Origin of the sequence: Pseudoalteromonas sp. MelDa3 (assembly GCF_002863625.1) — a bacterium.
GTDB lineage: Bacteria > Pseudomonadota > Gammaproteobacteria > Enterobacterales > Alteromonadaceae > Pseudoalteromonas > Pseudoalteromonas arctica.
The window spans coordinates 17,693-40,776 of sequence record NZ_PJBR01000015.1 but is presented as its reverse complement, the minus strand read 5'-3'; the positions used below and the strand labels follow the sequence as shown (position 1 = coordinate 40,776).

Sequence of the window (23,084 nt, the reverse complement as noted above, 5' to 3'; positions counted from 1 at the left end):
CAGTCAAAAGGGAACGTCCGTCATGAAAATTAGCACATTATCAATTGATTTGGCAAAAAATGTATTCCAAGTCGCTGGCTTTAATTCTAACCATAAAAGAGAATGCAATAAACGTTTAAACAGAGCTAAACTCAACGCCTTCTTAGCTAATACCCCTCCGTGCCGCGTGGTGATGGAAGCCTGTTATTCTTCCCACTACTGGGGAAGAGTATTTTCGTCTTACGGTCATACCGTTGACCTTATTCCTGCACAACACGTTACCCCCTTTGTTCGCGGTAATAAAAACGACAGTAACGATGCACTTGCTATCTATGAAGCAAGCTTACGCCCTCATATTAAATTCGTTCCTATTAAAACCGAAGCTCAGCAAGAAATACTCATGCTCCATAAGATACGTGAGCGACTTCTGCAAAACAGGATTGCTGCAACCAACCAGTTACGCGGTTTATTGGTCGATTTTGGGTATGTATTTCCTGTCGGTATTAAGGCGTTTGAGCAAGGGATAATTGCCTTAGAAAGTGATTCTGAGCTTCGCCCTCAGCTGCGCATAATGGTGAGTGATATTTACACCGAATACAAAACCCTTGTTAAACGCATTAAAGCTATTGAAGCGATGCTTACTGCACACGTTGAACGGGATACAAACGCTAAAATACTTCACTCTATCCCTGGCGTGGGTGTACTCAATGCCTCAGCCTATGCAGCATCAATCGGGAACGGTCAGGCATTTAAGAGCGCAAAAGAACTCGGTGTGTGGCTAGGATTAACACCTAAACAATACGCATCAGGCGATAAAAGTAAAATGTCTGGTATTACTAAACGCGGCAACAGTTACCTACGAAAACAACTTATTCACGGTGCTCGCGCCCTTATCGCCAGAAGCCACCATAAAACAGATGCGCTAAGCCAGTGGATAAACCAGTTGCGCGAGAAAAAACACTTTAATTGTGTGGTGGTCGCCACCGCACACAGATTGGCGCGACTGATGTGGATATTGCTGACCAAGCAAACATTCTACTCTCCTCAGTATGTGCAAAATACACACAAGGATGCTTAATTATGCGTATTTTACACGCCAATCACACCCGAGTTTACGACTTAAGACAGCCTGGTTATGACATAGGTTTTAAAACCTGAGTGGGTGTTTGGGCACTTAAGTCGTAACATACGCTTATCCTGTATGTACTTCACTTATAATGAAACAAAAAGCGCACGCTAACCAAGGTTGACCAGATAAAGACTCGAGATTTAATCTCGTTTGGGTGAATATTTTTTAGGTCCCTTGGTACGAAGCTCATTAGGAGCATGGCGCATGACAATCATGACACCATAGCTCGAATATATGTCAGTACCTTTGCTTTTCAGCAAGCTTGTGACGTATCATGACTGTGAAATGGGATACATGACAATTAAATAAAGGCATCAATTTTGATGTTTAGACATTAGCTCGTCTTGACTTCAAGGGAGCGTCCATATATGTCACTGTTAATTCCACTGTTAATTCCATTATTGACCACTACAGTCTCCACTAAAACGGGAAAAGAGCAAAGTCCTGCTTAAATAGCTTATAGTTATAAATCGTTAGATACCACACTCTAATTTTATATAATCATCTTCAGAAACTGAGCTGTCAGGTATAGTAAAACCTATATTTTCTGCAACTTGTGAATCGGTTTTATCAATAGTGAATACATGTAACTTCCCTGTTCCCCCACCACACACCGCAGCGTAAGTAAATTGAGTTAAATAACCACAACTTTCATTTTTCACTTCTACATTAGCATCGAGTAAATAACTCTTAGTTACTGAAATAGATAAACCGTTTTCCTGACATTGTAGCTCCCCCGTACTTATATACACTTCGATATCATTGTTGGAATCCGATTCATTACAGCCTGAGATCATGACTAGTGTAGACATTATTAGATAGTTAATTTTCATGTGTACTCCATTACTTTATTAAGATTTATAACGAGCCAGTAGATTAACTCGTTTTTATATGTTTTTATTTATAAACAAACCATAGCTGAGTTCCTATTTTGGTTCAATCTATTACCGTACCTTTATGCAGCATAAAAATAAGTGTTTGGTATTGTTTTAATTGGCATTTTTGAAAGTGTTATTAGTCTTTGAGTGGCTTTATTTTAGGTTGAAAGGTCTTACTCTTCTTAATTCATCGTGTTTTTCAGCTTTTCTATATTATGAACAAGGCAATACAGTTGCCATTGCGCATTCACTTTAATTTGACCTCGTAAGGTTGTAGTGATCAATTTATTCATAGCTTTATTCACACTTATTAAAGCTTAGTAATTCGTTTAATTAGGTGCACAATTTAGGATCGGTGTATTGTTAAATATATTTCCCCGAAAGGGAAAAACGCACCTAAGTGCGTTTTTGATAACATGATTTTTTACTTACAAGATTCAGGTTTAAACTCTTCTGCAGCCAAGTCTGTATTAACCTCAAAGAAAGTATCATTACAAACACCTGACTCACAATACTGAACTGTATAGTCATTTTCAGCTACATTTAAAGCACTAACATAAGCTTCGCTTTTGGTGTATTCACCGATAAGAGTAGCTTCTTCGGTAGTTCCCTTTGCTGATTCGAAAAGTTTAAATGTAGTATTAAAAGCAATGTTACCCGCAAAGAACGTTACTTTTTGAATTTCACAAATCGGTAATGCGTCACTAAAGTTATTTAACAACCAAGTATCATCACAAGCACCATCTTTATCTAAAACGAATTCAATTGTATTCAAAGTGCCATTTGCCGCTCTTTCTGAAATATCAATCATTTTCATTAGATTTGGAACACCCGAACCACACATACTAACACCACCAATAACACAATCATCTTTAATCACAGATGAGTTAGAGCTAAATTTCAGTGCTAAATCTAAAACTTCTCGACTTGGATTAGCCTTTAGTCGCGTCGCAGCGATAACACCAGCAACTAAAGGTGATGCCGTCGAGGTTCCTGAAATAAGGCAAGAGTCGTTTGTTTCATCACACGGTGTCGCTAAAAACTCACCTAAAACTGATACTTTGACGTTTTCGTCATAGTTAGAAAAGGATGATTTAGAGCCGCTCTTATCAAGTGATGCTACAGATATTACATTTTCACAAGATGCCGGCACTGCCAATCTGTCATTAGCGTTATCATTACCAACCGCAACAACGACAGTGAAACCAGCGTCAGTTGCGTTATTAATTGCTGATTGTAATATATCACCACAACGCTCACTAATAGCTCTTAGGCTTATATTAATAACACCAGGCTTACCCTCGTATGGATTAACGTTTTCAATAGGTTTACCAGCAGCCCATTCTAAAGCTTCTATTGAATCAGATAGAAATCCTTTACCACAAGTCATAACACGAATAGGGTGAAGTACTACATTATTCAACACTCCGCTAGCACCAATACCATTATTGTTTGTAGCAGCAATAATACCCGCAACACTTAAGCCATGACCAGTACAAATCCCCAAATCAAGAGCTTCTTGTGGTGGAGCGAAAGTATTACCACGATCCTGAAATACACCACCTTCTGAAAGTGGGATTGAAGAAAAACTACGTCCACCGGCAACATGGTAATCAAGATCGTCATTTAGAAAGAAAGATGAGTCAAAAACAAGAACATCAATACTATCTTTTTTATCAAACAATGGGTACTTGTCCCATGCATTAAATATATCCATTCCTACAGGCGACTCTTCGACAGAAGTAAAGTAATCATTAAGACTGCTATAGTTAGGATCGTTACTTCTTGGCGAATCAACTGATTCTTGGTTCGCAACAATTTTTTGGAAATCATCAGTAGTTACTTCATAGTCAACTTCAACATAACCAAACCGACCATCTTCGTTCAATATTTCAGCAACACTGTTTGCGTCATAGCCATAAGAAGGTAGTTCAACTACTTCCATTGAATTGAAACTTACAGAACTCTGCTGAGAAGCTGTGTTGTAACTCATACCAACTTTATTGGCTTTTTTTGTTATACACCATTCATTATTTCCATCTGGCGTTGTTAAACAAGATTCACCTACATTAGGTAATGATGCTTGGCTAAATGTGCTAATTTGAGCTTTTTTTGAACTCACTTTTTGCATCGGGTTCTTATCTAAAACCATAAGTCGAACTGTATCACTTGCCATTGATGGTGAAGCTACAAGGGCTAATGTCATTACTGCTAGTGCTTTCATTTTAAAGTTTTTCATTTTCATATACCTTATTGTGCTTCACAAGTTTCGATGTTAGGGATTACTACTGATGTTAATAATTTGAATTCATTTTTAAACACCCATGTTCCATCGTCGTTATAAGAGCCTAATTCTTCGTTGCCAATAAATAGAGAGAAAGTGTCATACTCTTCTGAATACTCATAACCACCAGTTTTAATTTCACTAACCAACCCTCCAGTTTGCTCAATTTGATGGTTGATATTTTCGACCTTTATTGATGTTAGTGCTGACAAGTTTTGTTCAAATGAGACTAAAGTGTCAGGAAAGTCATTTTCACTACCTTGCTGGGCGAAGTAACGTTTATTGGCTTCATCTAGTGTTGCAGCTATGTTTAAAAGTCGCTCTTTTGTCTGTTCTTCAAGGTAAGCTGCCTCCGTAGAACTGAAACTCGAACTGAAATTCGTGTAGTTTTCGTTATCAACGATTTGGGCTAATTCTGAAATTCGGTTAATTAATTTTGTTTCTGGAGTCATCAAAAGTAAGGCGTTAACGTTCCTTACTGCACTTTCCGACTTTTTAAGAATCGCAATTGCTGACGTGTTGATTAAATTGATTGATATCGTTGAGTTAATGACATTCTTTGTGTCGTCAAAGTAGATCTTGAATGACGTAGATGAATCTCTAATCAATTCACCAACAGTTACATCTATAACCCCTGTAGTACTTGTTAGCTGGGTAAAGACCACGCTGTACGTGTTATCTGGAATTGCTTTATTGATTGTAGCAGTAACAATGTCTGCGTTTGCATCTGTCAATGTAACCGGGAATGATAATGACTCTCCCTCTCCAACAGTATTAACATCAACCACGATATTAACTTTGAAATCTTTTATTGTCCCAGTATCGCCACCAGTATCGCCACCAGTATCGTCGTCATCACCACCACCAGTTGGAGGTGTAACTGGGGTGGTTGGAGTTGGAGTTTTTTCGTCACCGCCGCCGCCACATGCCACAAGTGATAGCGATGCCACCGTTAGGATTAATGCTTTTAAAATATTTTTATTCATCATGATATTCCTGTTTGTTAAGGCGAGGTTTATTCTATGTTTGATTACAGTATTGCTTACCACTTGAGGTAACGTTTTGTGTTATTTTACGAACAACAATCTTCAGATATTTTCATCAACGATGCATGATTATTTGAACGAACACTACTTAAATTTATAGTGTTTGAGTGAGAACTGTATTTATTAATCGCATAAAAGCAAAGTGCAGCAATAAGCGCAATTGAGGCAACTTTACCTAAAAAGCTACTGGCAAAATTAGATTTGGCAATGCGATGCGGCTGTTGATTGTGTTTTTGATAAGGGGCTTTAAGCTCTGCAACGCCTTCTATACGGCAGTTAATTGCTTTGATTTTACCGTCGGGCTGTGTTGCAATTTCAAAATAAATGGTGTCGCCAACTTTAGGCTTGCGGCTCATGTGTTTGAGCGCTGAAATGTGTATAAAGGTATCGTGCTCTAGGGTGTCTGATTTAATAAAACCAAAACCTTTGTCGGTTTTCCACGTCTTTAACAATCCTTTGTGCATGTATCCGCCTGTTATGCTTAAGCTGCGTTTTAGGAAAATTCCATTTAGTTAACATTTGTTATTATACGTTCCTAAATTAAAACCATGCAACCAATTATTCATATTGCGTTAATTTTCACGTCTTATCTATTAAAATTACAGAAAAATAAACGCACTAAAAACAACTAAACCCAACCTATTATATTTATAATTTGCGGCCATATGTCCTTTGATTCATCACAACCACTGCGGACTCGCTCATTAGATTAACACCTTGTTTACACTGGTTTTTGTTATTAGTTATTTCTATCTGAATGATGCTTTTTTAGTATGATTTTTCATTCGTTATTTACTTAACTTATCTATACAATCCACACCTTATTTTTACGCACGTATTTTAAGTGATTATCTCATGTTACTAACCGTTGTTTATATTATTGGTATTACCGCAGAAGCCATGACCGGCGCACTTAGCGCAGGACGAATGAAAATGGATTGGTTTGGCGTAGTGCTAGTAGCCAGCGCTACAGCAATTGGTGGTGGTAGCGTTCGAGATATATTACTAGGCAATTACCCGCTTACGTGGGTACAACACCCAGAGTATTTATTAATTACCTGTATTGCCGGTATTGTTACTACGTGGCTGGCTAAATGGGTAGTTAAATTTAAAGGCATATTTATGCGCCTAGACGCGCTGGGTTTAGCTGCCTTTAGTATTATTGGCTGCCAAGTGGGTCTAAATATGGGATTACATTACGGTATTTGTGTAGTGGCCGCCGTTGTTACTGGCGTATTTGGTGGGTTACTGCGCGATTTGATTTGTCGCCAAGCACCGTTGGTATTACACAATGAGCTATATGCAAGCGTATCGTTACTTGTAGCGTGCTTATACCTAGCATTGCACCACTACAATATTGACGACAACATAAGCATTGTTGTGAGCTTGGTTGCAGGTTACTTAATACGTATGGCATCAATACGCTTTAAGTGGCGCTTACCTACATTTAGTTTATTAGAACCCGCTAAGTAAGTAACTTAAATAAATTAAATGAGACAGGCTTGAATCGGCTAGGCAATCACACCTGTCTCCTCTTTTATTACTCTTTAATGCTCTCTATCACGATTTAACACTCACTACATCGCTTAACGCGGTTTTAGAGCCGCTGTTATTTTGCTTAAGTACGCTAAAACTGCCATCGGTTTCTAGCACTACGGCGGCTACATTTTCTATGGCTAATATACCCGCACCACGAATAGCAGCGCGAATTTCTGATTTTGTTACTCGCTGCGATTTAAGTGCAGCGGTGCAATATTCACCATCACTCAGTAACAACGTGGGCTCAGCTTTTACTAAAGCTGCAAATTTAGATGAGCGAACACTAAGCCAGGTAATTAAATATTGCAGCCCTATTAAAACAACAAAGGCCAATATACCCTCAAGCAGCGCGACACTTTTTGAAATAATTACCGAGGCAAGAATAGAGCCCAGCGCAATGGTGACTACAAAGTCGAACACGTTCCATTTAGATAGTGTTCGCTTGCCCGATACACGCAACCAAAACACCAGCGCTACATAACCCAATACGCCAATAATAAGTACGCGCACTAAACCCTGAACATCATCAAAAAACATAGTTACTCCTTTATTTTTAAAGCCGCTATTAAATTTAACCCTTCTTTAATTGAGTTAATAGCTTTGCACCTAAAATCGTACCAATGGGGATAAATAAAAGCCATAGATATGCATAAAACTTTAAAGCAGATTTAAGCAATGCAAAGTCATTTACACGTTTATTTTTAATCAACGTGTAACTTATAAAATAGCCAGCTATTGCTGGTGCAATTTGTATTAACGAAATTACAATACCTGATGAAATATGCCCTGCTATTAATTGAGGATCGCCACCAGCAAATGTTACATAAGCATTGTAAATACTTGTAAAAAAACTAATTAGCGAGATTAGCAAAAAAGCCTGTAAAAACAGGCTTACTACGGCTAAAAATACGATTGAAGATTGTTTCAAAATCATCCTTAATTTAGCTAATGCATTGTTTAAAGTTAGTTTTATGGTCCAACAGTTTTATCTGCCAGTGCTGCTAATACTTTACCTATTTTTTTAGCCGCTGGGCAATTTACTGCGTTATGGCGCTCAGCTATATAAGTAGGATCGTTATAACTTAACCACACTTGCGATTGTGCGTCTTCCCATACCAGTGCTTTTAGCGGTAAATCAATACCTATTGTTTGTGCGCACTGCATAAGAGGTGTGCCGCCTTTGGGGTTACCAAATATAAGAACCTCTGTTGGGCGTAGTTGCTGTTCTACTTTTTTAGCACCAGCAGCATGATCTATTCGTGCAAATATATTTAGCCCTTTTTGTTTTGCTAAATGCTCAAACTTATCCATAGTGGCTGTAGCGCTTAATGAGCTTTTTACTGAAATTAGTCCCTCTACTGCGTTAGCATTTGTAATAGCAAAGAGTAATGCGAGTCCAAAAATAATATTTAGTGTTTTCATACCTTCTCCTTTGAATATAAGTAACTAAAAGTTACTACTTTAAAAGTTAAATCGAAGAGTTTCACTTTACTATATTAAATTTACTTCTTACACGTAGAATTACTCTTGAATAACTTAAAGCTGTTTAAATTTACCTTACGGTTGATTATGATGGGTCAATAAATATTATTCCGCTTTATTATTTTCAGTAAGGATCACCATGTCTAGCTATAACGAATCTCCAGAGCAAATTGAACAAGCCACGCAAGGCTATGTGATGCAGCAAACTATGTTGCGTATTAAAGATCCAAAGCCGTCTTTAGAATTTTATCAAAATGTATTGGGGATGAAGCTTTTAGGTAAGTATGACTTTCCTGGTATGAAATTTACGCTTTACTTTTTAGGCTACGAACAAGAGTTGCCAGAAGGCGATGATAAGGCAAAAGCTGAATGGGTGTTTCATCGCCCTGCGTTGATTGAGTTAACCCATAATTGGGGCACTGAAAACGATGACAGTTTTGAGGGATACCACAGCGGTAATCAAGAACCTAAAGGCTTTGGCCATATTGGTATTAGCGTGCCGGATGTTTACGAGGCCTGTGAGCGCTTTGCAAAATACGATGTAGAGTTTGTAAAAAAACCAGATGATGGCTCAATGAAAGGCTTAGCCTTTATTAAAGATCCTGATGGCTACTGGATTGAAATACTCTCTGCTGAGGGAATTACTGAAATTATTCTTTCTCAGTAATAATGAGCTGCTATAGTTTTATAACTAACTGAAGCCTAATATTTTTACTTTAATGTTGGGCTAAATTCATGGATAAAAATATAAGGGAAGTAAAAATGTTAAAAGTAGTAATTCTATTCGCAATCTTTCTCGGAGGTTGTAGTTCGATGGTGACCATTCCAAGAGATAATAAGGATGCCCTTCGCTACTCTCCTGATATAAGGGAAGATAATTTAACTTTTAACGCTAACTATCAGGCTCTTGTTAAGTGTTGGGACGAGAAAGCAGAAAAACAAAAGATTAACTTCTCAAATGCTACTTATACCAATATATATTCGGACTTGGGAGTTGCTGAAATAACCGTGAGTTATGATAACTATTACTACTTATTTATTGAAGTTTTGAAAGTAACAAATGATAAAACTACAGTTAATGCGTATGGAATGGGAGAAATAGGTAACTCAAACATTCCTAATTGGCTAAGCATAATGAGAACCTGCGCAGCTAAATAGGTATAGAACAGTCCATACTCGCAATTAATTATCAATCTTATTGCTACTAGGTTTTGTTACCTCACTATTTCGAGAGGTAACAAAACCTAAAAAATTTTAAATTATTAGCTATTCATAGGCCCAAGCATCGGTTATTGTTACTTGGCACTTGTTATAACTATTAGCAGACTTTTGGGCTATCCCTCTTACTCTAAAGTTTGTTGAGTCATTAGGCTGTAGAATTAGGTCTTCGTCGGTTATTGATAGCGTATCGACTAGTGCGTTTTGATTTGTTAAAAAATCGATCTTAAACTTTATATTTTTAAACGAAAAATCTGATTCATTTTTTATTTGCCCTATACAGGCAACATACAAACCATCGGTTTCATTTTTAGTGCTTATTTGGTTTACATTAGCAGTTAGGTTTTTTTGTGCTTGTTCTTCAAGCCCTGCTACATATATATTTTGATAAAAAATAAACCCAAAAATACCAACAATAATTAAGGCCAATGCACCAATAATAATGGGATTGTTTTCTAAGTTAGAATATTTAGCTTGAAGTGAGGTGCATTGCGGGCATTTTTTAGCGCGTGAATCTATAGCGCTAAAACACATAATGCATTCTTTAGTTTGCTGCATCTTTTCCACTACAATAAGCATCCTTGTTAAGTATTAAATGTTAAGTATTAAATGTTAAGTATTAAATGTTAAGTATTAAATGTTAAGTATTAAAACCAGTAGTATTGCTGGCTTTAAGGTATTTTAGTTTACTCATACATAGTAACTCCGTAAACACATATAGCCTAAATAAGTAGCGATTTTAGCTGGCATTAAAAACAACTGTATATACAAACAGCGCTGTTGTTTTTAGCATTTTGCGTAAACATAAAAAAGCCAGCGATTAAGCTGGCTTAGTATATTAACTAATTTACATAATTACTTACGAAGTGCGTCGATTCGAGCATCAAGCGGTGGGTGCGACGAAAACAACTCAGCAACACCTTTCCCACTTGCAATACCAAAGGCCATCATTGAGCCTTCTAATTGCGAAGGATGGTTTTGCTTTAAACGCTCAAGGGCTGATCGCATTTTATCGGCACCAACTAGTTTTGCTGCGCCGCTGTCGGCTGCAAATTCACGTTTACGGCTGTAACTTGCCACTACTATGCTTGCTAGCACACCAAATAATACTTGGAATAACATATCGAATAAGAAGTATGTCCAACTACTACCACCCTCTTCTTCATCGCTATTAATAAAGTTATCTACTATGCCTGCAAGTACTTTTGCAGCAAATATTACAAAGGTGTTTACCACGCCTTGTATTAGGGTAAGCGTTACCATGTCGCCGTTAGCCACGTGCGATACTTCGTGGGCAAGTACGGCTTCGGCCTGATCTTTGGTCATGTTGTGCATTAAGCCTGTGCTTACTGCCACTAATGAGTTGTTTTTACTAGGGCCCGTTGCAAACGCATTCATTTCTGGGCTGTCGTAAATAGCCACTTCTGGCATTTTAATACCTGCTTTTTGTGCTTGCGCAGATACCGTTTGTACAAGCCAATGTTCGGTTTCGTTTCGAGGCTGCGTAATTACATACGCGCCTGTTGATTTTTTAGCGATCCATTTCGACATAAATAACGAAATAAACGATCCACCAAAACCAAATACGGTGGCTATAAGTAAAATTCCGCCTAGGCTACGATGACTTAAGCCCAGCGCGCTCATTATTATTGAAAGCACTACACCTAATACCAACATAACCGCTAGGTTAGTTAATAAAAACAAAAATATACGTTTCATATTGTCCTCACAAAAATAGGTTTGATCACCGAACATAAAATTAAATTAGGTTAAAGCAATCACTGCGTTATGACACACTATGTCATAACGTTAGCGCTATTTTGTGACAAACTATGTCATAACACAAGTGTTATTTATGTGTTTATTGATAATTTTTTTAAGAAGCGTTTTACAGCAAGTTTAAGACTAAAGTTTCTTTTTAAATTAGCTTATTACAAGCTGTTATTTAGTTCTGCCATATCAATTGGAAAACCACGCTCGTGTGCCAATATGCGTGCAACTTCGCCAATTTTTTCGCCACTATTATGTTTAAGATACGACCATTGGTGGGTACTGCGGTGATGATTTACAGCAGGATCACTGCTTATTATTCCCAATTTTATAAACTCAGACACTATTTGATCTGCAGCTATTAACGCTGATGATGCTTTAACATTTTCGGCTCGTGCGTAACTAATATCAGAATATAAACTTACATCGGCTACGCGCAAAGTGTCGTCATCCCCTGGGATTTGTTGCCCGCCAAACAAGGCATTATTTTGTGTATTAGCACTTTTAAACGCAGGTACAAACTCGGCTACATAATCAATTGCTGTTTGGGTGCGTGTTTTCAATGCTGTTTTGTCCCACCCATCTTTAATATAGTGCAGGTATTTATCGGGGAGTTTAGGTTGAGCACTCATTGGTGTTGCATCAGCTAAGCCATCATTAAATAACGTAATGTCGTTGGTCATGCCGTGTATTTGAAAATATCCATTTGGGTAAGGCGTTAGCTGCGCCATGCCCTCTGGTGTGCCACGGTTACCGTAAATAATAATTTCGGGTATTTGCCCACCAGCACCTTGCCAATGAGTGATGTAAGAGGCTTTAAATTCAACCATACGTTTAACATCTACGCCAACCAAGTCATCAATAATACCGGTTTGAAAACCACACGCGTTAATTAGGTAATCTACCTCAATGGTTTGTGTATCGGCTTGTGAATCAGTTTGCGTGTTAAGATTTGGCTCTGATTGATATTCAATGCGCCACTTATGTGTTTGCTTATCTTTATTGGTATTTATAACTGGCGATACATTTTTAACGCTGGTGCTGGTTAAAACGTGTGCACGTTTATACTCGGCAAGCGCGAGTTGAGCACTGGCCGATAAACGAAATATATTCCAACCATATTCTTGTGCAATAATAAGCGGAAACTTTAGCTTATCTAAATCTAAATGCTTAGCGACGGGTATCATCCACTCATCTAACGACGTTGGCTTGATTACTTGTTTTTGCTTAGCAAGCTTTAGCATTTGTGCGCGACTATATAACTGATAATAATGCTCTGGCTCGCCTAATACTTTATTAGCGCTGTCTTGCTCAATAAGCTCGCTGTAGGATTTTACTAATTTATCTAAACGCGGAAATAAATCCTCCGGTGAGTCGTCGTCGCGCTTAGGCACTGCAAATACTGTGGGGCGAACATCGATGGTGTGAGGATAAAGGCGAGCAATATCTATACATTGCTTGAGTAAATCTATGCAGTCTTCGTCGGGTATTTCACGGTATAAGTTGCCACCTGCATGCAAATGGCACATTGGAGGGCCATCAATTAACGACTTTTTCTTTTCAAGTACATAAGTTTCTAACCCTAACGCAGCAAGCCTAATGGCTATTGTGGCGCCAGCTGTGCCCCCACCAATTATGCCTACGCGTTTTTTAGGTAAGCCATAGTTTAGTGCTTTTGGCTCAGCGCTTACGTGCGCATCTGGGGCGTAGTTTTCAATAAATGGGTGCGTCATATAGTCGTTATGTCCTTAGTAACATTGTTTTTGAGCAAGCTTTGTATTTATAAATGTTTATATGTGTACTAAGGCTGACTATTTCAATATTTACCTAAAAAAAGTAAATCTTTCTAAAACCGCTTAAGTGTTTATAGATAACGCACTAAGCAAGCTTTTGTATATTTGTAACTTAGGCGTTTGCTCGCTGTATGGGCTTATGGCAAGTATTGGAAACGGTAAACGTGCTTTGAGTGAATCTAGGTTTGCTTGGTACTCGTCCATATTTTTATCGACTTGGTTTGCAATCCAACCAACGCAGTTTATACCCATGCTTTGCATATGCGCAGCGGTTAGTAATGCATGATTTAAACAACCTAGCTTCATACCTACAACGAGTATGACTGGTAGCTGCTCAGCCTTTACCCAATCGTATAAATAGTCGGTATTATTAATTGGTAGTGCCCATCCACCCGCACCTTCAGTAAGGATAATGTCAGCACCTTGTTGTTTTACGTTTTTATAAGCATCACTTAGTTTATCGACAGTAATACTCACCCCAACTTGATCAGCAGCTATGTGCGGTGCAATAGGGGGTGCAAACGCAAACGGATTAACTACGTCGTATTTAGCGCTTACTGTTGCGCTTTCCATTAGTATGAGAGCATCAGCATTTACTAGCTGATCAAACGCCATTTCGCAGCCAGCAGCAAGAGGCTTAAAGCCAATGGCTTGTTTTTTGTGTTGGGCAAGTAACTTTAATAGCAAACTGGTAACGTGGGTTTTTCCGGCATCGGTGTCGGTGCCTGTTATAAAAAATTCTTTCATGCGTTGCCTTTAATGTCTTTGGGCTTATTTAGTGTTTTTCTAATGATAACAGCACCACATGATAAGACACACATGCTTTGTTATTTATAAGCGGATACGCACTGCACACTTTTTGTAGCGCAGATTTGGTAAGTAACCCTTGACGCGTATTGGTATGATTTTGCGTAGTTGCCCCTATAGCTTTAATTGAAGCAATCGCTTTTAAAGGTGTTGTGTATTCATCGGTATAAATACATTTTTTTGCACTGTTAATAATAAACCCTGCATTTTGGACTGATTGGTTTATATGCAATTCACTATTAAAAGTATTTATGTGGCTGTTTGAATCAAGCGCTGCAAACGCTGTTTTTATTTCGTTAAGTGAGCCCTCTACCACAGTGCTTATGTACGCCTGCCCGCCTGGTTTTAATATGCTGTAAAGTGATTGCATTAAAGTCGAAAAATTAGCAGACCATTGCACTGCAAAGTTACTGTAAATAACATCAACACTGTTTGCTTGCAGCGGTAAGTTATCCATATCGGCACATATTTTAGTTGTGGTTAAATCACTACTTTGTAGCATGTTTAAGCTCAAATCCATGGCAATAACGCTTGCAAACATACTTTGTAAGGTATGCGTATTAACAAGTGGGCCTGCGCCTAAATCAACACAAAGCATATTTTTATTAAAGCCTGGTTTTATGAGTGCAAATAGATCACTCGCAGCATGTTTTTGTACATTTGCATGGGCGTTATAACTCGCCGCCGCCTTTGAAAACTTACTTTGGGTGGACTTTTTAAGCTCCTTGCTTAAATCCTTGTTTAACTCTCTATTTAAATCGCTACTTACTAGGCACGGTTTTACAAGTTGTGTTTGCACTAGGTCTGTTTTTAATACTGGCTGAGCAATCATGCTATTGCACCTACTAAATGCTTCACTAAGTGCATTATGTCTTGCTCGGTATGTGCGGCTGTTAAAGTAATGCGCAAACGTGAGGTGTTATGTGCCACTGTGGGCGGTCTAATTGCAGTGAGCCAAATACCCTCTTGCTTAAGTTTATCTGCCGCTTGCAACGTTTGCTCAGCGCAGCCTAATACAATGGGCTGTATGGCTGTGTTTGATTCCATCACAGCAATATTATGGCTTTTAGCGAGTTGCTTAAATAATGCAATATTGGCATTTAGCTTATCGCGTTTATCATCAGCTGTTTTTATGCTTTTAATACGCGCAAGTGTGTGGCTTGCCATTAGCGGCGACATAGCAGTTGAGTACGTATAATCGCGATTAAACTGCAGCATGTAATCAATAAACTGTTTACTGCCCAATACACACGCGCCACTACTGGCAACGGCTTTGCCAAAGGTAATAACTAATATATCTGGAAGTGTAACGCCCTCTTCTAAAAGTACTTCGCAACTGCCCAAACCTGTTTTACCTAATGCACCAAAGCCGTGTGCGTCGTCAATCATTAGCCATGCGTTGTGCTGTTTTGCTAAGACGAGTAATTCTTTAAGCGGCGCGGTATCGCCATCCATCGAAAACACGTCTTCGCTTATAATAAGCTTGTTTTGCGCTTTTGATTTTTCGAGCCGTGAACGTAAATGGTTTAGGTCGTTGTGATTAAAACGCACTAAAGCAGCATTAGAGTGCAAAGCACCGTCAATCAAGCTTGCATGATTTAACTTATCTTGAAAAATAGCACTGTTTTGTGCAGCAGCTTTATCTTGAAACAACGCTTTAATTACGCTGCTATTTGCACTAAACCCTGAGTTAAACAACATGCCTGCGCCATAACCAAATTGCTCGCATAAGTATTGCTCAAGCGCTTTTTGCTGCGCCTGATAACCTGTAACCAATGCTGAGCTGTGGCTGCCTAATGCTTGGGGGTCATTAAGGTTTACAGCCTCATCCCCAAAACCTAAGTAGTCGTTACTCGCAAAATTAAGATAGGTTTTATTATTAACCGTTATGGTGCGCGCTGTAGCGTGCTCTACTACATTGCGTTTACGAAGCAGCGCATCTTGCTGGCGAGCCTCAAGATGCGTATTTATAAAATCAAAAGGCATAGATATAAAAGCCTACGCTTCGTAAAACAATTCAGACGTTGCTTTGTCGGCTACTTGCGATGAAAGCGAGGCTTCTACGGCTTCATCTGAATAGTCGTGACGTTTTTCTGGGTTCATGCCTAGTTTTTTAATTAGGTTCATATCAGCATCAGCGTCTGGGTTTTCGGTGGTAAGTAGTTTATCACCATAAAATATTGAGTTTGCACCTGCAAAAAAGCACATAGATTGCATTTGCTCGTTCATGGCGTTACGCCCTGCTGACAAACGTACATAACTGTGTGGCATCATAATACGCGCTGTTGCTATGGTGCGTATAAATTCAAAGTGATCTAAATCGTCTACGTTTTCAAGCGGTGTGCCTTTAACTTTAACCAGCATATTAATAGGCACGCTTTCTGGCTGTTGTGGCAAATTAGCTAGTTGCATAAGTAGTCCAAAGCGGTCGCTTGCTTGCTCGCCCATGCCGACTATTCCGCCCGAGCATACTTTCATACCGGCATCGCGTACGTGGTCAATGGTGTTTAGTCTGTCTTGAAAAGTACGGGTTGATATAATTTGCTCGTAATACTCCGGAGACGTGTCGAGGTTATGATTGTAGTAATCAAGCCCTGCGTCTCTAAGTTCATGGGCTTTTTCGTTAGTGAGTTTACCTAGCGTCATACAGGTTTCTAACCCTAGCTCTTTTACTTCTTTAACCATTTGCGAAATGTATGGCATGTCTCTGTCTTTTGGATCTGACCATGCAGCGCCCATACAAAAACGGGTCGCGCCTTTTTGTTTTGCAAGGCGTGCTTGCTCTACTACTTTTTCTACTTCTATTAAGCGTTCGCGTTCTAAATCAGTTCGGTAATGCCCCGACTGCGGGCAATACTTACAATCTTCTGGGCAAGCGCCTGTTTTAATTGATAACAACGTAGAAATTTGCACTTCATTTGGGTTGAAGTTAGAACGGTGAACCGATGCGGCTTTAAACAGTAAATCGTTAAATGGCATTTCAAATAATGCTTTAACTTCAGCGTGGGTCCAATCGTGACGAACAGGTGCAAGTTCCATAATACTCTCTTATTTTTTCTCAGCGGTGATATTGGCTTAGTCTACGAGTTGAAGTACCATTGTCAACGAAGCCCACCAAGTTAAAGTTTACATATGATTAAAAAGAATACGATTGACCTTGATTTTGATCGTGAGCACATTTGGCACCCATATACCTCTATGACAAAGCCAATTCCGGTATACCCCGTTACACATGCAAATCACAACATTATTTACCTCGAAACTGGCGAGCAATTAATCGATGGCATGGCCTCGTGGTGGAGCGCAATACATGGCTATAACCACCCTGTTATAAATAACGCCATGATTGAGCAAATTAATAATATGAGCCACATTATGTTTGGCGGTATTACACATAACAGCGCGGTAGAGCTTTGCAAAAAAATAGTAAATATAACGCCGTCTAGTTTAACTAAAGTGTTTTTAGCCGACAGCGGCTCGGTAAGTGTTGAAGTGGCAATAAAAATGGCGCTGCAATATTGGTTAAGCCAAGGCATTACAACAAAACAAAAATTAATGACGCCTTACAAGGGCTACCATGGCGACACCTTTGCAGCCATGAGCGTATGCGACCCCGTTAACTCAATGCATAGTTTATATTCAGGCTTTTTACCTGAACACGTTTTTGTGCCTGCACCGGTTAGTAAATTTGATAGCGAGTTTAACCAAGCTGAAGCCAAAGAGATTGAAGAATACTTTAAAGCAAACCACAGCCAAGTAGCCGCCTTTATCATTGAGCCTATTGTACAAAACGCAGGTGGTATGAACTTTTACCACCCTGATTATTTAGTCTGCGTACGTAAATTGTGCACCCAATATAATGTACTGCTAATTTGCGACGAAATAGCCACAGGCTTTGGCCGTACAGGTAAATTATTTGCTGTAGAGCACGCCAATATAGAGCCCGATATAATGTGTATTGGTAAAGCATTAACTGGCGGCTCAATGACGTTATCGGCCACTATAACTAGCGATAAAATAGCCATTGGCATTAGCGAAGGTGAAGCCGGTGTTTTAATGCACGGCCCTACTTTTATGGGTAATCCGCTTGCCTGTGCAGCGGCCTGCGCAAGTATTGATTTATTACTAGAGCAAAACTGGCAACAACGAATAAATCAAATAAACACCCAACTACAACAACTTAATAAATGCAGTGAACTAGATGCGGTTGCCAATGTGCGTACCTTAGGCGCAATAGGTGTTGTTGAACTCAACGAGGCTGCGGGCAATGTTGATGTTGCTAAAATTCAGGCTTATTTTGTAAAGCAAGGCGTATGGATACGCCCATTCGGTAAACTAATTTACCTTATGCCACCGTATATAAGTGACGACACCAGTATAAAAACACTGTGTGATGCCATTTATAATGCCATTAAAGGCAAGCATTACGCTTAATAGCCGGTCTCAATTACTAGCCTTAATACAGGTTATAGCGCTATTTACTGTAACCTACCGCTACATTTAGTGTTTTTATCTATTAAGCGAGTTTGTGGTTATTGATCTCGCTAAGCATAAACTATATGATAATGGCTATCATTTACAATTACCTTTTGGACTTCTTTGCTATGAAATTACTATTTAAACCAGCCAAAACTTTAGGTGCAAGCCTTTTACTAGCCTCGGCGTTTATGGCTCAACCAGTATTAGCTAACGGCCCTATTGGCGAGCATGTTAATCATCTTCAAGCTAACCTTAAAAGTTACGCAGAAGAAGTAGAATGGATGGTAGGCAAAGTTGATACCATGGTAAGCGACTACGATACTAAAGGCGCAAAATCTGTAAAAACTGATGATTTAATTGAATATTGGGAATCAGTTAAGTTTCACAGCGCAATAGAAACTAACTTTGTACCGGTATACGCTTCTATTTGGCAGGGTCTTTATGGCGTAAAAATGGCCATTGATAATAAGCAGCCTGCTGAGGAAGTTCGTAAACAACAAAAAGCGATGAACATAGCCTTGTGGCAAGGCCTTGGGGCTGTTAAGCTTGCTGCAAAATTCCAGCAAAAAGGCTTGTTAGACACAGTAAAAGCAACCGCTACAAAAGAAATGACACAAAGTGCCACAATTGATGAAATTAAGCACAAATTAGACCGTGTAGTAGCTAAATTTGCTGAGCGTTTACAAGACGAAGCAACTGAAATTGTTCATGACACTTACCTACACCTGTTTGAAGGCGTTGAAGGTACACTTATTGAGCAAGACGCTAACCTAGTTGAAGTGCTGGAAAAAGACTTTAACGTAACACTGCCACTAGCAATTAAAAACAGCAAAAGCGTAGATGAAGTACGCGATGTGATCAGTGATATGCAAACAAAATTAGACCGCGCTAAAACGCTTATAGAAAAAGCAGAAAAAGCCCGTAAGGATGTATTTTAAGTGAAGCGTAGGACCTTTATTCAAGGCCTAGCTGCGTTAGGGGTGGTTGGCTCATTGCCACTACCTCTTTCTCGTGCGCTAGCCGCTGATATAGCAAACCCAGTTTCTGTTGATGATTTACCAAAGCTTAAAGGTGAGTTAACCCTTTATTTAGGTCGAGGCGAAGGTGGTTTGTATGAAAACGTATTACAAGCAATCCAGAAAAAAAATCCAGACTTCAAACTCGGTATACGCCGAGGTCCTACTGCTGCTTTAGCAAATACCATTGTTGCAGAAGCTAAAGCCGGTGTTCGCCGCGCTGATTTATTTTGGGCGGTTGATTCAGGCGCTATAGGTTTGGTAACCGATGCTGGTCTTGCACAACCTATCCCAGGTGATTTATCTGCTCAGTTACAACCACAATTTAGATATAAAGAGTGGGCACCTGTAACTGGCCGCATTCGTACATTGCCATATAACACGTCGCGTTTAACTAAAGATCAAATTCCAACAAGTATTATGGAAATTGCCGACAGCGATTTAAGTATTGGTTGGGCGCCCGCCTACGCTTCTTTTCAATCGTTTGTAACCGCAATGCGAATTTTAGAAGGCGATGACAAAACCGCTAAGTGGCTTAAAAAGATTAAAAAACGTGCTAAAACATACGCTGGTGAATTAGGCGTTGTTATGGGCGTTGAACGCGGTGAAGTTGATATTGGTTTTGCAAATCACTATTACACTTTGCGTTTAAAATCAGGTAAACCTGATGCCAAGCTAGATTTAGCATTTACACAAAATGATGCGGGCTGTTTAGTTAATGCATCGGGTGTATTAGCGCTTAACGACGATCCGCTTGCAACAAACTTTATGCGTTACTTACTAAGTAAAGAAGTACAAGGTTACTTAGCCAGTGAAGCGTACGAAATTCCGTTAGTAAATGGTATTATTCAACCTGAGGGTCTACCATCACTTGCTAATATTTCTCCACCTAAAGTAGATTTAACACAGCTAGCTGATTTACGCCCTACTATAGATTTGATGCGAAGCAGCGGCGTATTGTAATGAAAATACCGGCCTCTTACCCAATGGCGCTGCTTGCAGCGCTTGTTGCGCTTACCCCTGTTTATGTATTAATTGTACTTGCAAGCGATGCAAGCTCAGTGTTTGACACCCACAATCTTCAAATTTTAGGTAACACGTTATCCTTAATGGGTTTAACGGTACTCGGATCTATTTTAATTGGCGTGCCACTGGCGTTTATTAGCGCGTATGTGCATTTACCATTTAAAAAACTCTGGCTGGTTGTTTTTGCGGCGCCGCTGGCAATCCCCAGTTATATTGGCGCATTTACCCTTTATGCAGCGTTTGGCCCCGGTGGCGAAATAAACACCTTAACAGGAATAGAAACCCCATCAATGTATGGCCTAACCGGTGCCGCCATTGTAATGACGCTTTATACCTTCCCATTTGTAATGATGACAACTCGCTCATCTTTACTGAGCCTTGATGCAAGCATGGTTAACGCTGCACGAACGCTTGGAATGTCGATGACGCAAAGTATATTTAAAGTAATACTACCGCGTGTAGTTAACGGTATTGCAGCAGGCTCTTTGTTAGTCGCGCTTTATACGTTATCAGACTTTGGCACACCCGCAATGATGCGCTTAGATACCTTTACCCGCGTAATTTACGTTGAATACAACGCTTTTGCGTTAGGGCGTGCAGCCATGCTTTCGCTTCAACTGATGGTTATTGTTGGCTTTTTACTTTTAGTTGAATCACAAATAAAAACAGCCCCTGAGCGCCAAGGTCGCCCGTTAATTTTATTCCCAAGCAAACTACAGTTAAGTGCAATATTTATTACGTTTGCACCTGTTTTACTGCTTGCTATTGGCTTGCCTTTGGCTATATTTTCGCTTTGGTTAGCTCGTGATGGTTTTAGCTCATTTGATTTTAATATTGCGTGGAACTCTACGTATGCATCGGGTATTGCGGCAATTGTAGCTGTTATCGTTGCGATCCCCGTTGCACATGCCGCACTGAGTGGAAAAGCGGGTCGTATAATGGAGCGTGTTACTTACTTTGGTTTTGGTATTCCGGGCATAGTAATGGGCACAGCGCTTGTTTACGGTGGTTTGCAGTTACCGTTTTTATATCAAACACTGGGATTGCTTATTATTGCTTATATGCTGCGATTTTTACCACTTGCTGTAGGCTCTGTTAGAACAAGCACTGAACACTTAGATCCAAGCTTAGTAAAGTCTGCGCGCGTATTAGGGGCAAGCCCACGTGAAGTATTTACTCGTATAACACTGCCTTTAACTATGCGCGGTATTATTGCCGGTGCAGCATTGGTGTTTTTAGAGTCAATGCGCGAACTAGAAGCCACGCTACTCCTTGGCCCAACAGGGTTTGAAACACTCTCTACCTATTTATGGCGTGTATACGAAGCGGGCTACTTTGGTCGCGCTGCTATTCCTGGATTATTGTTAGTAGTGATATCTGCCTGCGGGTTAGCTATTATGATGTCTGGCGAAAAACGCAACCAGTTTGAACATTAAGGATTTAAGAAACAATGCTATCTGTAAGTCAGTTGTCTATAGATTATGGCAGTAACCGCGTAGTAAGCGATTTAAACTTATCGCTGGGTGAAAACGAAATCCTTATGCTTGTAGGGCCAACAGGTTGTGGTAAAAGTACAATTTTACAAGCCCTTGCTGGCCTTATACCTATTAGCGAAGGCGAAATAAACACAGGTAAATGGCGCGCTACACCCAAATTAACAATACCTCCTGAAAAACGCAGTGTAGGTATGGTTTTTCAAGATTTTGCGTTATTTCCGCACTTAACCGTACAGCAAAATATTTGCTTTAGATTAAAAGATACAGCCCCTGCCGAGTATTGGATAAACCTACTTGGACTGAGCGATTTTAGAGATAAAAAACCAGCAACACTTTCTGGCGGACAAAAGCAACGTGTAGCACTGGCGCGTACCCTTGCCCATCAGCCAGATTTTGTATTACTTGATGAGCCGCTTTCAAACTTAGATGCCGCCCTTAAAGACATGCTTCGTTGGGATATTAGAAACGCACTTAAAGCCGCTGGCGTACCGGCGATTTGGGTAACACACGACCAAGAAGAAGCACTCTCAGTTGGCGATCGTGTTGGTGTGCTTAAAGGCGGTAAAATTCAGCAAATCGATACACCCGAGCGCTGCTTTAGTACCCCAAACAATCGCTTTGTAGCACGTTTTTTAGGTGAAGCCAGCTTTATTAGCGGCCAATTTAGCCAAGGACAAGCCACTACCTCAATTGGTAATGCTCCCGCTCATGGCGTTGACTGTGAAAGTGGCGACGTTGATGTACTACTTCGACCAGACGATGTGTTACTTGTACAAAGCAGTGTTGGCAATAACGGCGAAGTAATTTGGGTACGTTTTGAAGGTGGCAGCCGCTTGTGCGCTGTAAAACTTGCGTGCTCTACGGTTGTAACTAGCCGAGTAAGCCATGAAGTTGTGGTAAACCCTGGCGACGAAGTGCATGTATCACTAAGTACCTCGCACCCATTAGCGGTTTATAAATCTATAGACTGATTAAAATATTGATGTAGGCATTAATTTAAACATTAATACCTACATCAATACTTACTATTTAGACCCAAAATTCAGTTTAAATACGTTCTCCGTTAAAACCCTATTTCGCTTAAAACTAATACTTTTTACCTTTAAAAAACTCACTATAGTCAATAAACAATAATAATATGC

23 protein-coding genes and 1 pseudogene are annotated in these 23,084 nt (G+C 39.6%); 9 read left to right on the top strand and 15 right to left on the bottom strand.

The annotated features are described in order from the left end of the window. Positions 1-22: 22 nt before the first annotated feature. Entirely contained in the window at positions 23-1,057 is a 1,035-nt protein-coding gene (locus CXF89_RS05415) for an IS110 family RNA-guided transposase (RefSeq protein ID WP_121954016.1), read from the top strand. A gap of 524 nt (positions 1,058-1,581) precedes the next feature. On the opposite strand, the gene CXF89_RS05410 is transcribed toward CXF89_RS05415, so the two are convergent. From CXF89_RS05410 to CXF89_RS21555, 5 genes and pseudogenes are all read right to left on the bottom strand, one after another. Beyond that, positions 1,582-1,941: a hypothetical protein gene (locus tag CXF89_RS05410; protein ID WP_121954015.1), complete on the bottom strand. Its 360-nt coding sequence runs from the start codon at positions 1,939-1,941 to the stop codon at positions 1,582-1,584. A 227-nt stretch (positions 1,942-2,168) separates the two neighbouring features. Then, positions 2,169-2,279, bottom strand: coding sequence for a transposase (locus CXF89_RS05405; protein ID WP_257983180.1), 111 nt, complete (start codon positions 2,277-2,279; stop codon positions 2,169-2,171). 131 nt (positions 2,280-2,410) lie between these two features. Next, a complete protein-coding gene (locus CXF89_RS05400) occupies positions 2,411-4,225 on the bottom strand; it encodes a S8 family serine peptidase (RefSeq protein WP_180961382.1) in 1,815 nt (604 codons plus the stop codon). An 11-nt stretch (positions 4,226-4,236) separates the two neighbouring features. Then, positions 4,237-5,259, bottom strand: a complete 1,023-nt coding sequence (locus tag CXF89_RS05395; protein WP_145990800.1) for a hypothetical protein — start codon at positions 5,257-5,259, stop codon at positions 4,237-4,239. A gap of 304 nt (positions 5,260-5,563) precedes the next feature. Further along, positions 5,564-5,780, bottom strand: a pseudogene (locus CXF89_RS21555) (cold shock domain-containing protein); the annotation flags it as partial. A gap of 391 nt (positions 5,781-6,171) precedes the next feature. On the opposite strand from CXF89_RS21555, the gene CXF89_RS05385 reads away from it, so the two are divergent. Continuing rightward, the gene (locus CXF89_RS05385) at positions 6,172-6,789 is read left to right on the top strand and encodes a trimeric intracellular cation channel family protein (protein WP_121954012.1); all 618 of its coding nucleotides are present in this window, start codon (positions 6,172-6,174) and stop codon (positions 6,787-6,789) included. A gap of 87 nt (positions 6,790-6,876) precedes the next feature. On the opposite strand, the gene CXF89_RS05380 is transcribed toward CXF89_RS05385, so the two are convergent. From CXF89_RS05380 to CXF89_RS05370, 3 genes are read right to left on the bottom strand one after another with little or no spacing between them, the layout of a single operon-like run. After that, on the bottom strand, positions 6,877-7,392 hold the full coding sequence (locus CXF89_RS05380) for a DUF421 domain-containing protein (RefSeq protein ID WP_121954011.1): 516 nt from the start codon (positions 7,390-7,392) through the stop codon (positions 6,877-6,879). Between the two features lie 34 nt (positions 7,393-7,426). Then, positions 7,427-7,783 carry a hypothetical protein gene (locus CXF89_RS05375; protein WP_257983179.1) on the bottom strand — a complete coding sequence of 119 codons (357 nt, stop codon included), beginning with the start codon at positions 7,781-7,783 and terminating at the stop codon, positions 7,427-7,429. A 41-nt stretch (positions 7,784-7,824) separates the two neighbouring features. Next, positions 7,825-8,277, bottom strand: coding sequence for a DUF302 domain-containing protein (locus CXF89_RS05370; RefSeq protein WP_121954009.1), 453 nt, complete (start codon positions 8,275-8,277; stop codon positions 7,825-7,827). A 199-nt stretch (positions 8,278-8,476) separates the two neighbouring features. On the opposite strand from CXF89_RS05370, the gene gloA reads away from it, so the two are divergent. Both gloA and CXF89_RS05360 read left to right on the top strand, forming a co-directional pair. Continuing rightward, the gene (gloA, locus tag CXF89_RS05365) at positions 8,477-9,004 is read left to right on the top strand and encodes a lactoylglutathione lyase (protein WP_121954008.1); all 528 of its coding nucleotides are present in this window, start codon (positions 8,477-8,479) and stop codon (positions 9,002-9,004) included. A gap of 68 nt (positions 9,005-9,072) precedes the next feature. Continuing rightward, positions 9,073-9,495, top strand: a complete 423-nt coding sequence (locus CXF89_RS05360) for a hypothetical protein (RefSeq protein ID WP_121954007.1) — start codon at positions 9,073-9,075, stop codon at positions 9,493-9,495. Between the two features lie 108 nt (positions 9,496-9,603). Here CXF89_RS05360 and CXF89_RS05355 read toward each other — a convergent pair whose 3' ends face one another. The 7 genes from CXF89_RS05355 to bioB form a co-directional block, all read right to left on the bottom strand. After that, entirely contained in the window at positions 9,604-10,113 is a 510-nt protein-coding gene (locus CXF89_RS05355) for a hypothetical protein (protein WP_231612876.1), read from the bottom strand. 297 nt (positions 10,114-10,410) lie between these two features. Continuing rightward, positions 10,411-11,274, bottom strand: a complete 864-nt coding sequence (gene htpX / locus CXF89_RS05350; RefSeq protein WP_121954006.1) for a protease HtpX — start codon at positions 11,272-11,274, stop codon at positions 10,411-10,413. 212 nt (positions 11,275-11,486) lie between these two features. Beyond that, positions 11,487-13,058, bottom strand: coding sequence for an FAD-dependent oxidoreductase (locus CXF89_RS05345; protein ID WP_121954005.1), 1,572 nt, complete (start codon positions 13,056-13,058; stop codon positions 11,487-11,489). 123 nt (positions 13,059-13,181) lie between these two features. Beyond that, the gene (gene bioD, locus CXF89_RS05340) at positions 13,182-13,865 is read right to left on the bottom strand and encodes a dethiobiotin synthase (RefSeq protein ID WP_024599599.1); all 684 of its coding nucleotides are present in this window, start codon (positions 13,863-13,865) and stop codon (positions 13,182-13,184) included. A 28-nt stretch (positions 13,866-13,893) separates the two neighbouring features. Next, on the bottom strand, positions 13,894-14,757 hold the full coding sequence (locus tag CXF89_RS05335) for a methyltransferase domain-containing protein (RefSeq protein ID WP_121954004.1): 864 nt from the start codon (positions 14,755-14,757) through the stop codon (positions 13,894-13,896). Beyond that, on the bottom strand, positions 14,754-15,911 hold the full coding sequence (locus CXF89_RS05330; RefSeq protein WP_121954003.1) for an aminotransferase class I/II-fold pyridoxal phosphate-dependent enzyme: 1,158 nt from the start codon (positions 15,909-15,911) through the stop codon (positions 14,754-14,756). Before CXF89_RS05330 ends, CXF89_RS05335 begins: the two co-directional genes overlap by 4 nt. A 12-nt stretch (positions 15,912-15,923) precedes the next feature. Next, positions 15,924-16,964, bottom strand: coding sequence for a biotin synthase BioB (gene bioB, locus CXF89_RS05325; RefSeq protein WP_121954002.1), 1,041 nt, complete (start codon positions 16,962-16,964; stop codon positions 15,924-15,926). A 93-nt stretch (positions 16,965-17,057) separates the two neighbouring features. Between bioB and bioA the strand changes: the two genes are divergently transcribed. The 5 genes from bioA (at position 17,058) to CXF89_RS05300 (ending at position 22,913) form a co-directional block, all read left to right on the top strand. Then, positions 17,058-18,359: an adenosylmethionine--8-amino-7-oxononanoate transaminase gene (bioA, locus tag CXF89_RS05320; protein ID WP_121954001.1), complete on the top strand. Its 1,302-nt coding sequence runs from the start codon at positions 17,058-17,060 to the stop codon at positions 18,357-18,359. A 170-nt stretch (positions 18,360-18,529) separates the two neighbouring features. Further along, on the top strand, positions 18,530-19,342 hold the full coding sequence (locus CXF89_RS05315) for a hypothetical protein (RefSeq protein ID WP_024599542.1): 813 nt from the start codon (positions 18,530-18,532) through the stop codon (positions 19,340-19,342). After that, positions 19,343-20,383 (top strand): extracellular solute-binding protein, encoded by a 1,041-nt coding sequence (locus CXF89_RS05310; protein ID WP_121954000.1) that lies wholly within the window; start codon positions 19,343-19,345, stop codon positions 20,381-20,383. It begins immediately after the preceding gene. Continuing rightward, positions 20,383-21,882: an ABC transporter permease gene (locus tag CXF89_RS05305; protein ID WP_121953999.1), complete on the top strand. Its 1,500-nt coding sequence runs from the start codon at positions 20,383-20,385 to the stop codon at positions 21,880-21,882. The genes CXF89_RS05310 and CXF89_RS05305 overlap by 1 nt, the downstream gene beginning before the upstream one ends. A gap of 14 nt (positions 21,883-21,896) precedes the next feature. After that, positions 21,897-22,913, top strand: coding sequence for an ABC transporter ATP-binding protein (locus CXF89_RS05300; RefSeq protein WP_007586793.1), 1,017 nt, complete (start codon positions 21,897-21,899; stop codon positions 22,911-22,913). Positions 22,914-23,084: the final 171 nt, after the last annotated feature.

What these genes read in the sequence shown, in the direction of transcription:
- CXF89_RS05415 (WP_121954016.1), top strand. Translation starts at nt 23, where the DNA reads ATGAAAATTAGCACATTATCAATTGATTTGGCAAAAAATGTATTCCAA.
- CXF89_RS05410 (WP_121954015.1), bottom strand. Translation starts at nt 1,941, where the DNA reads ATGAAAATTAACTATCTAATAATGTCTACACTAGTCATGATCTCAGGC.
- CXF89_RS05405 (WP_257983180.1), bottom strand. Translation starts at nt 2,279, where the DNA reads ATGAATAAATTGATCACTACAACCTTACGAGGTCAAATTAAAGTGAAT.
- CXF89_RS05400 (WP_180961382.1), bottom strand. Translation starts at nt 4,225, where the DNA reads ATGAAAAACTTTAAAATGAAAGCACTAGCAGTAATGACATTAGCCCTT.
- CXF89_RS05395 (WP_145990800.1), bottom strand. Translation starts at nt 5,259, where the DNA reads ATGATGAATAAAAATATTTTAAAAGCATTAATCCTAACGGTGGCATCG.
- CXF89_RS05385 (WP_121954012.1), top strand. Translation starts at nt 6,172, where the DNA reads ATGTTACTAACCGTTGTTTATATTATTGGTATTACCGCAGAAGCCATG.
- CXF89_RS05380 (WP_121954011.1), bottom strand. Translation starts at nt 7,392, where the DNA reads ATGTTTTTTGATGATGTTCAGGGTTTAGTGCGCGTACTTATTATTGGC.
- CXF89_RS05370 (WP_121954009.1), bottom strand. Translation starts at nt 8,277, where the DNA reads ATGAAAACACTAAATATTATTTTTGGACTCGCATTACTCTTTGCTATT.
- gloA (WP_121954008.1), top strand. Translation starts at nt 8,477, where the DNA reads ATGTCTAGCTATAACGAATCTCCAGAGCAAATTGAACAAGCCACGCAA.
- CXF89_RS05360 (WP_121954007.1), top strand. Translation starts at nt 9,073, where the DNA reads ATGGATAAAAATATAAGGGAAGTAAAAATGTTAAAAGTAGTAATTCTA.
- CXF89_RS05355 (WP_231612876.1), bottom strand. Translation starts at nt 10,113, where the DNA reads ATGCAGCAAACTAAAGAATGCATTATGTGTTTTAGCGCTATAGATTCA.
- htpX (WP_121954006.1), bottom strand. Translation starts at nt 11,274, where the DNA reads ATGAAACGTATATTTTTGTTTTTATTAACTAACCTAGCGGTTATGTTG.
- CXF89_RS05345 (WP_121954005.1), bottom strand. Translation starts at nt 13,058, where the DNA reads ATGACGCACCCATTTATTGAAAACTACGCCCCAGATGCGCACGTAAGC.
- bioD (WP_024599599.1), bottom strand. Translation starts at nt 13,865, where the DNA reads ATGAAAGAATTTTTTATAACAGGCACCGACACCGATGCCGGAAAAACC.
- CXF89_RS05335 (WP_121954004.1), bottom strand. Translation starts at nt 14,757, where the DNA reads ATGATTGCTCAGCCAGTATTAAAAACAGACCTAGTGCAAACACAACTT.
- CXF89_RS05330 (WP_121954003.1), bottom strand. Translation starts at nt 15,911, where the DNA reads ATGCCTTTTGATTTTATAAATACGCATCTTGAGGCTCGCCAGCAAGAT.
- bioB (WP_121954002.1), bottom strand. Translation starts at nt 16,964, where the DNA reads ATGGAACTTGCACCTGTTCGTCACGATTGGACCCACGCTGAAGTTAAA.
- bioA (WP_121954001.1), top strand. Translation starts at nt 17,058, where the DNA reads ATGATTAAAAAGAATACGATTGACCTTGATTTTGATCGTGAGCACATT.
- CXF89_RS05315 (WP_024599542.1), top strand. Translation starts at nt 18,530, where the DNA reads ATGAAATTACTATTTAAACCAGCCAAAACTTTAGGTGCAAGCCTTTTA.
- CXF89_RS05305 (WP_121953999.1), top strand. Translation starts at nt 20,383, where the DNA reads ATGAAAATACCGGCCTCTTACCCAATGGCGCTGCTTGCAGCGCTTGTT.
- CXF89_RS05300 (WP_007586793.1), top strand. Translation starts at nt 21,897, where the DNA reads ATGCTATCTGTAAGTCAGTTGTCTATAGATTATGGCAGTAACCGCGTA.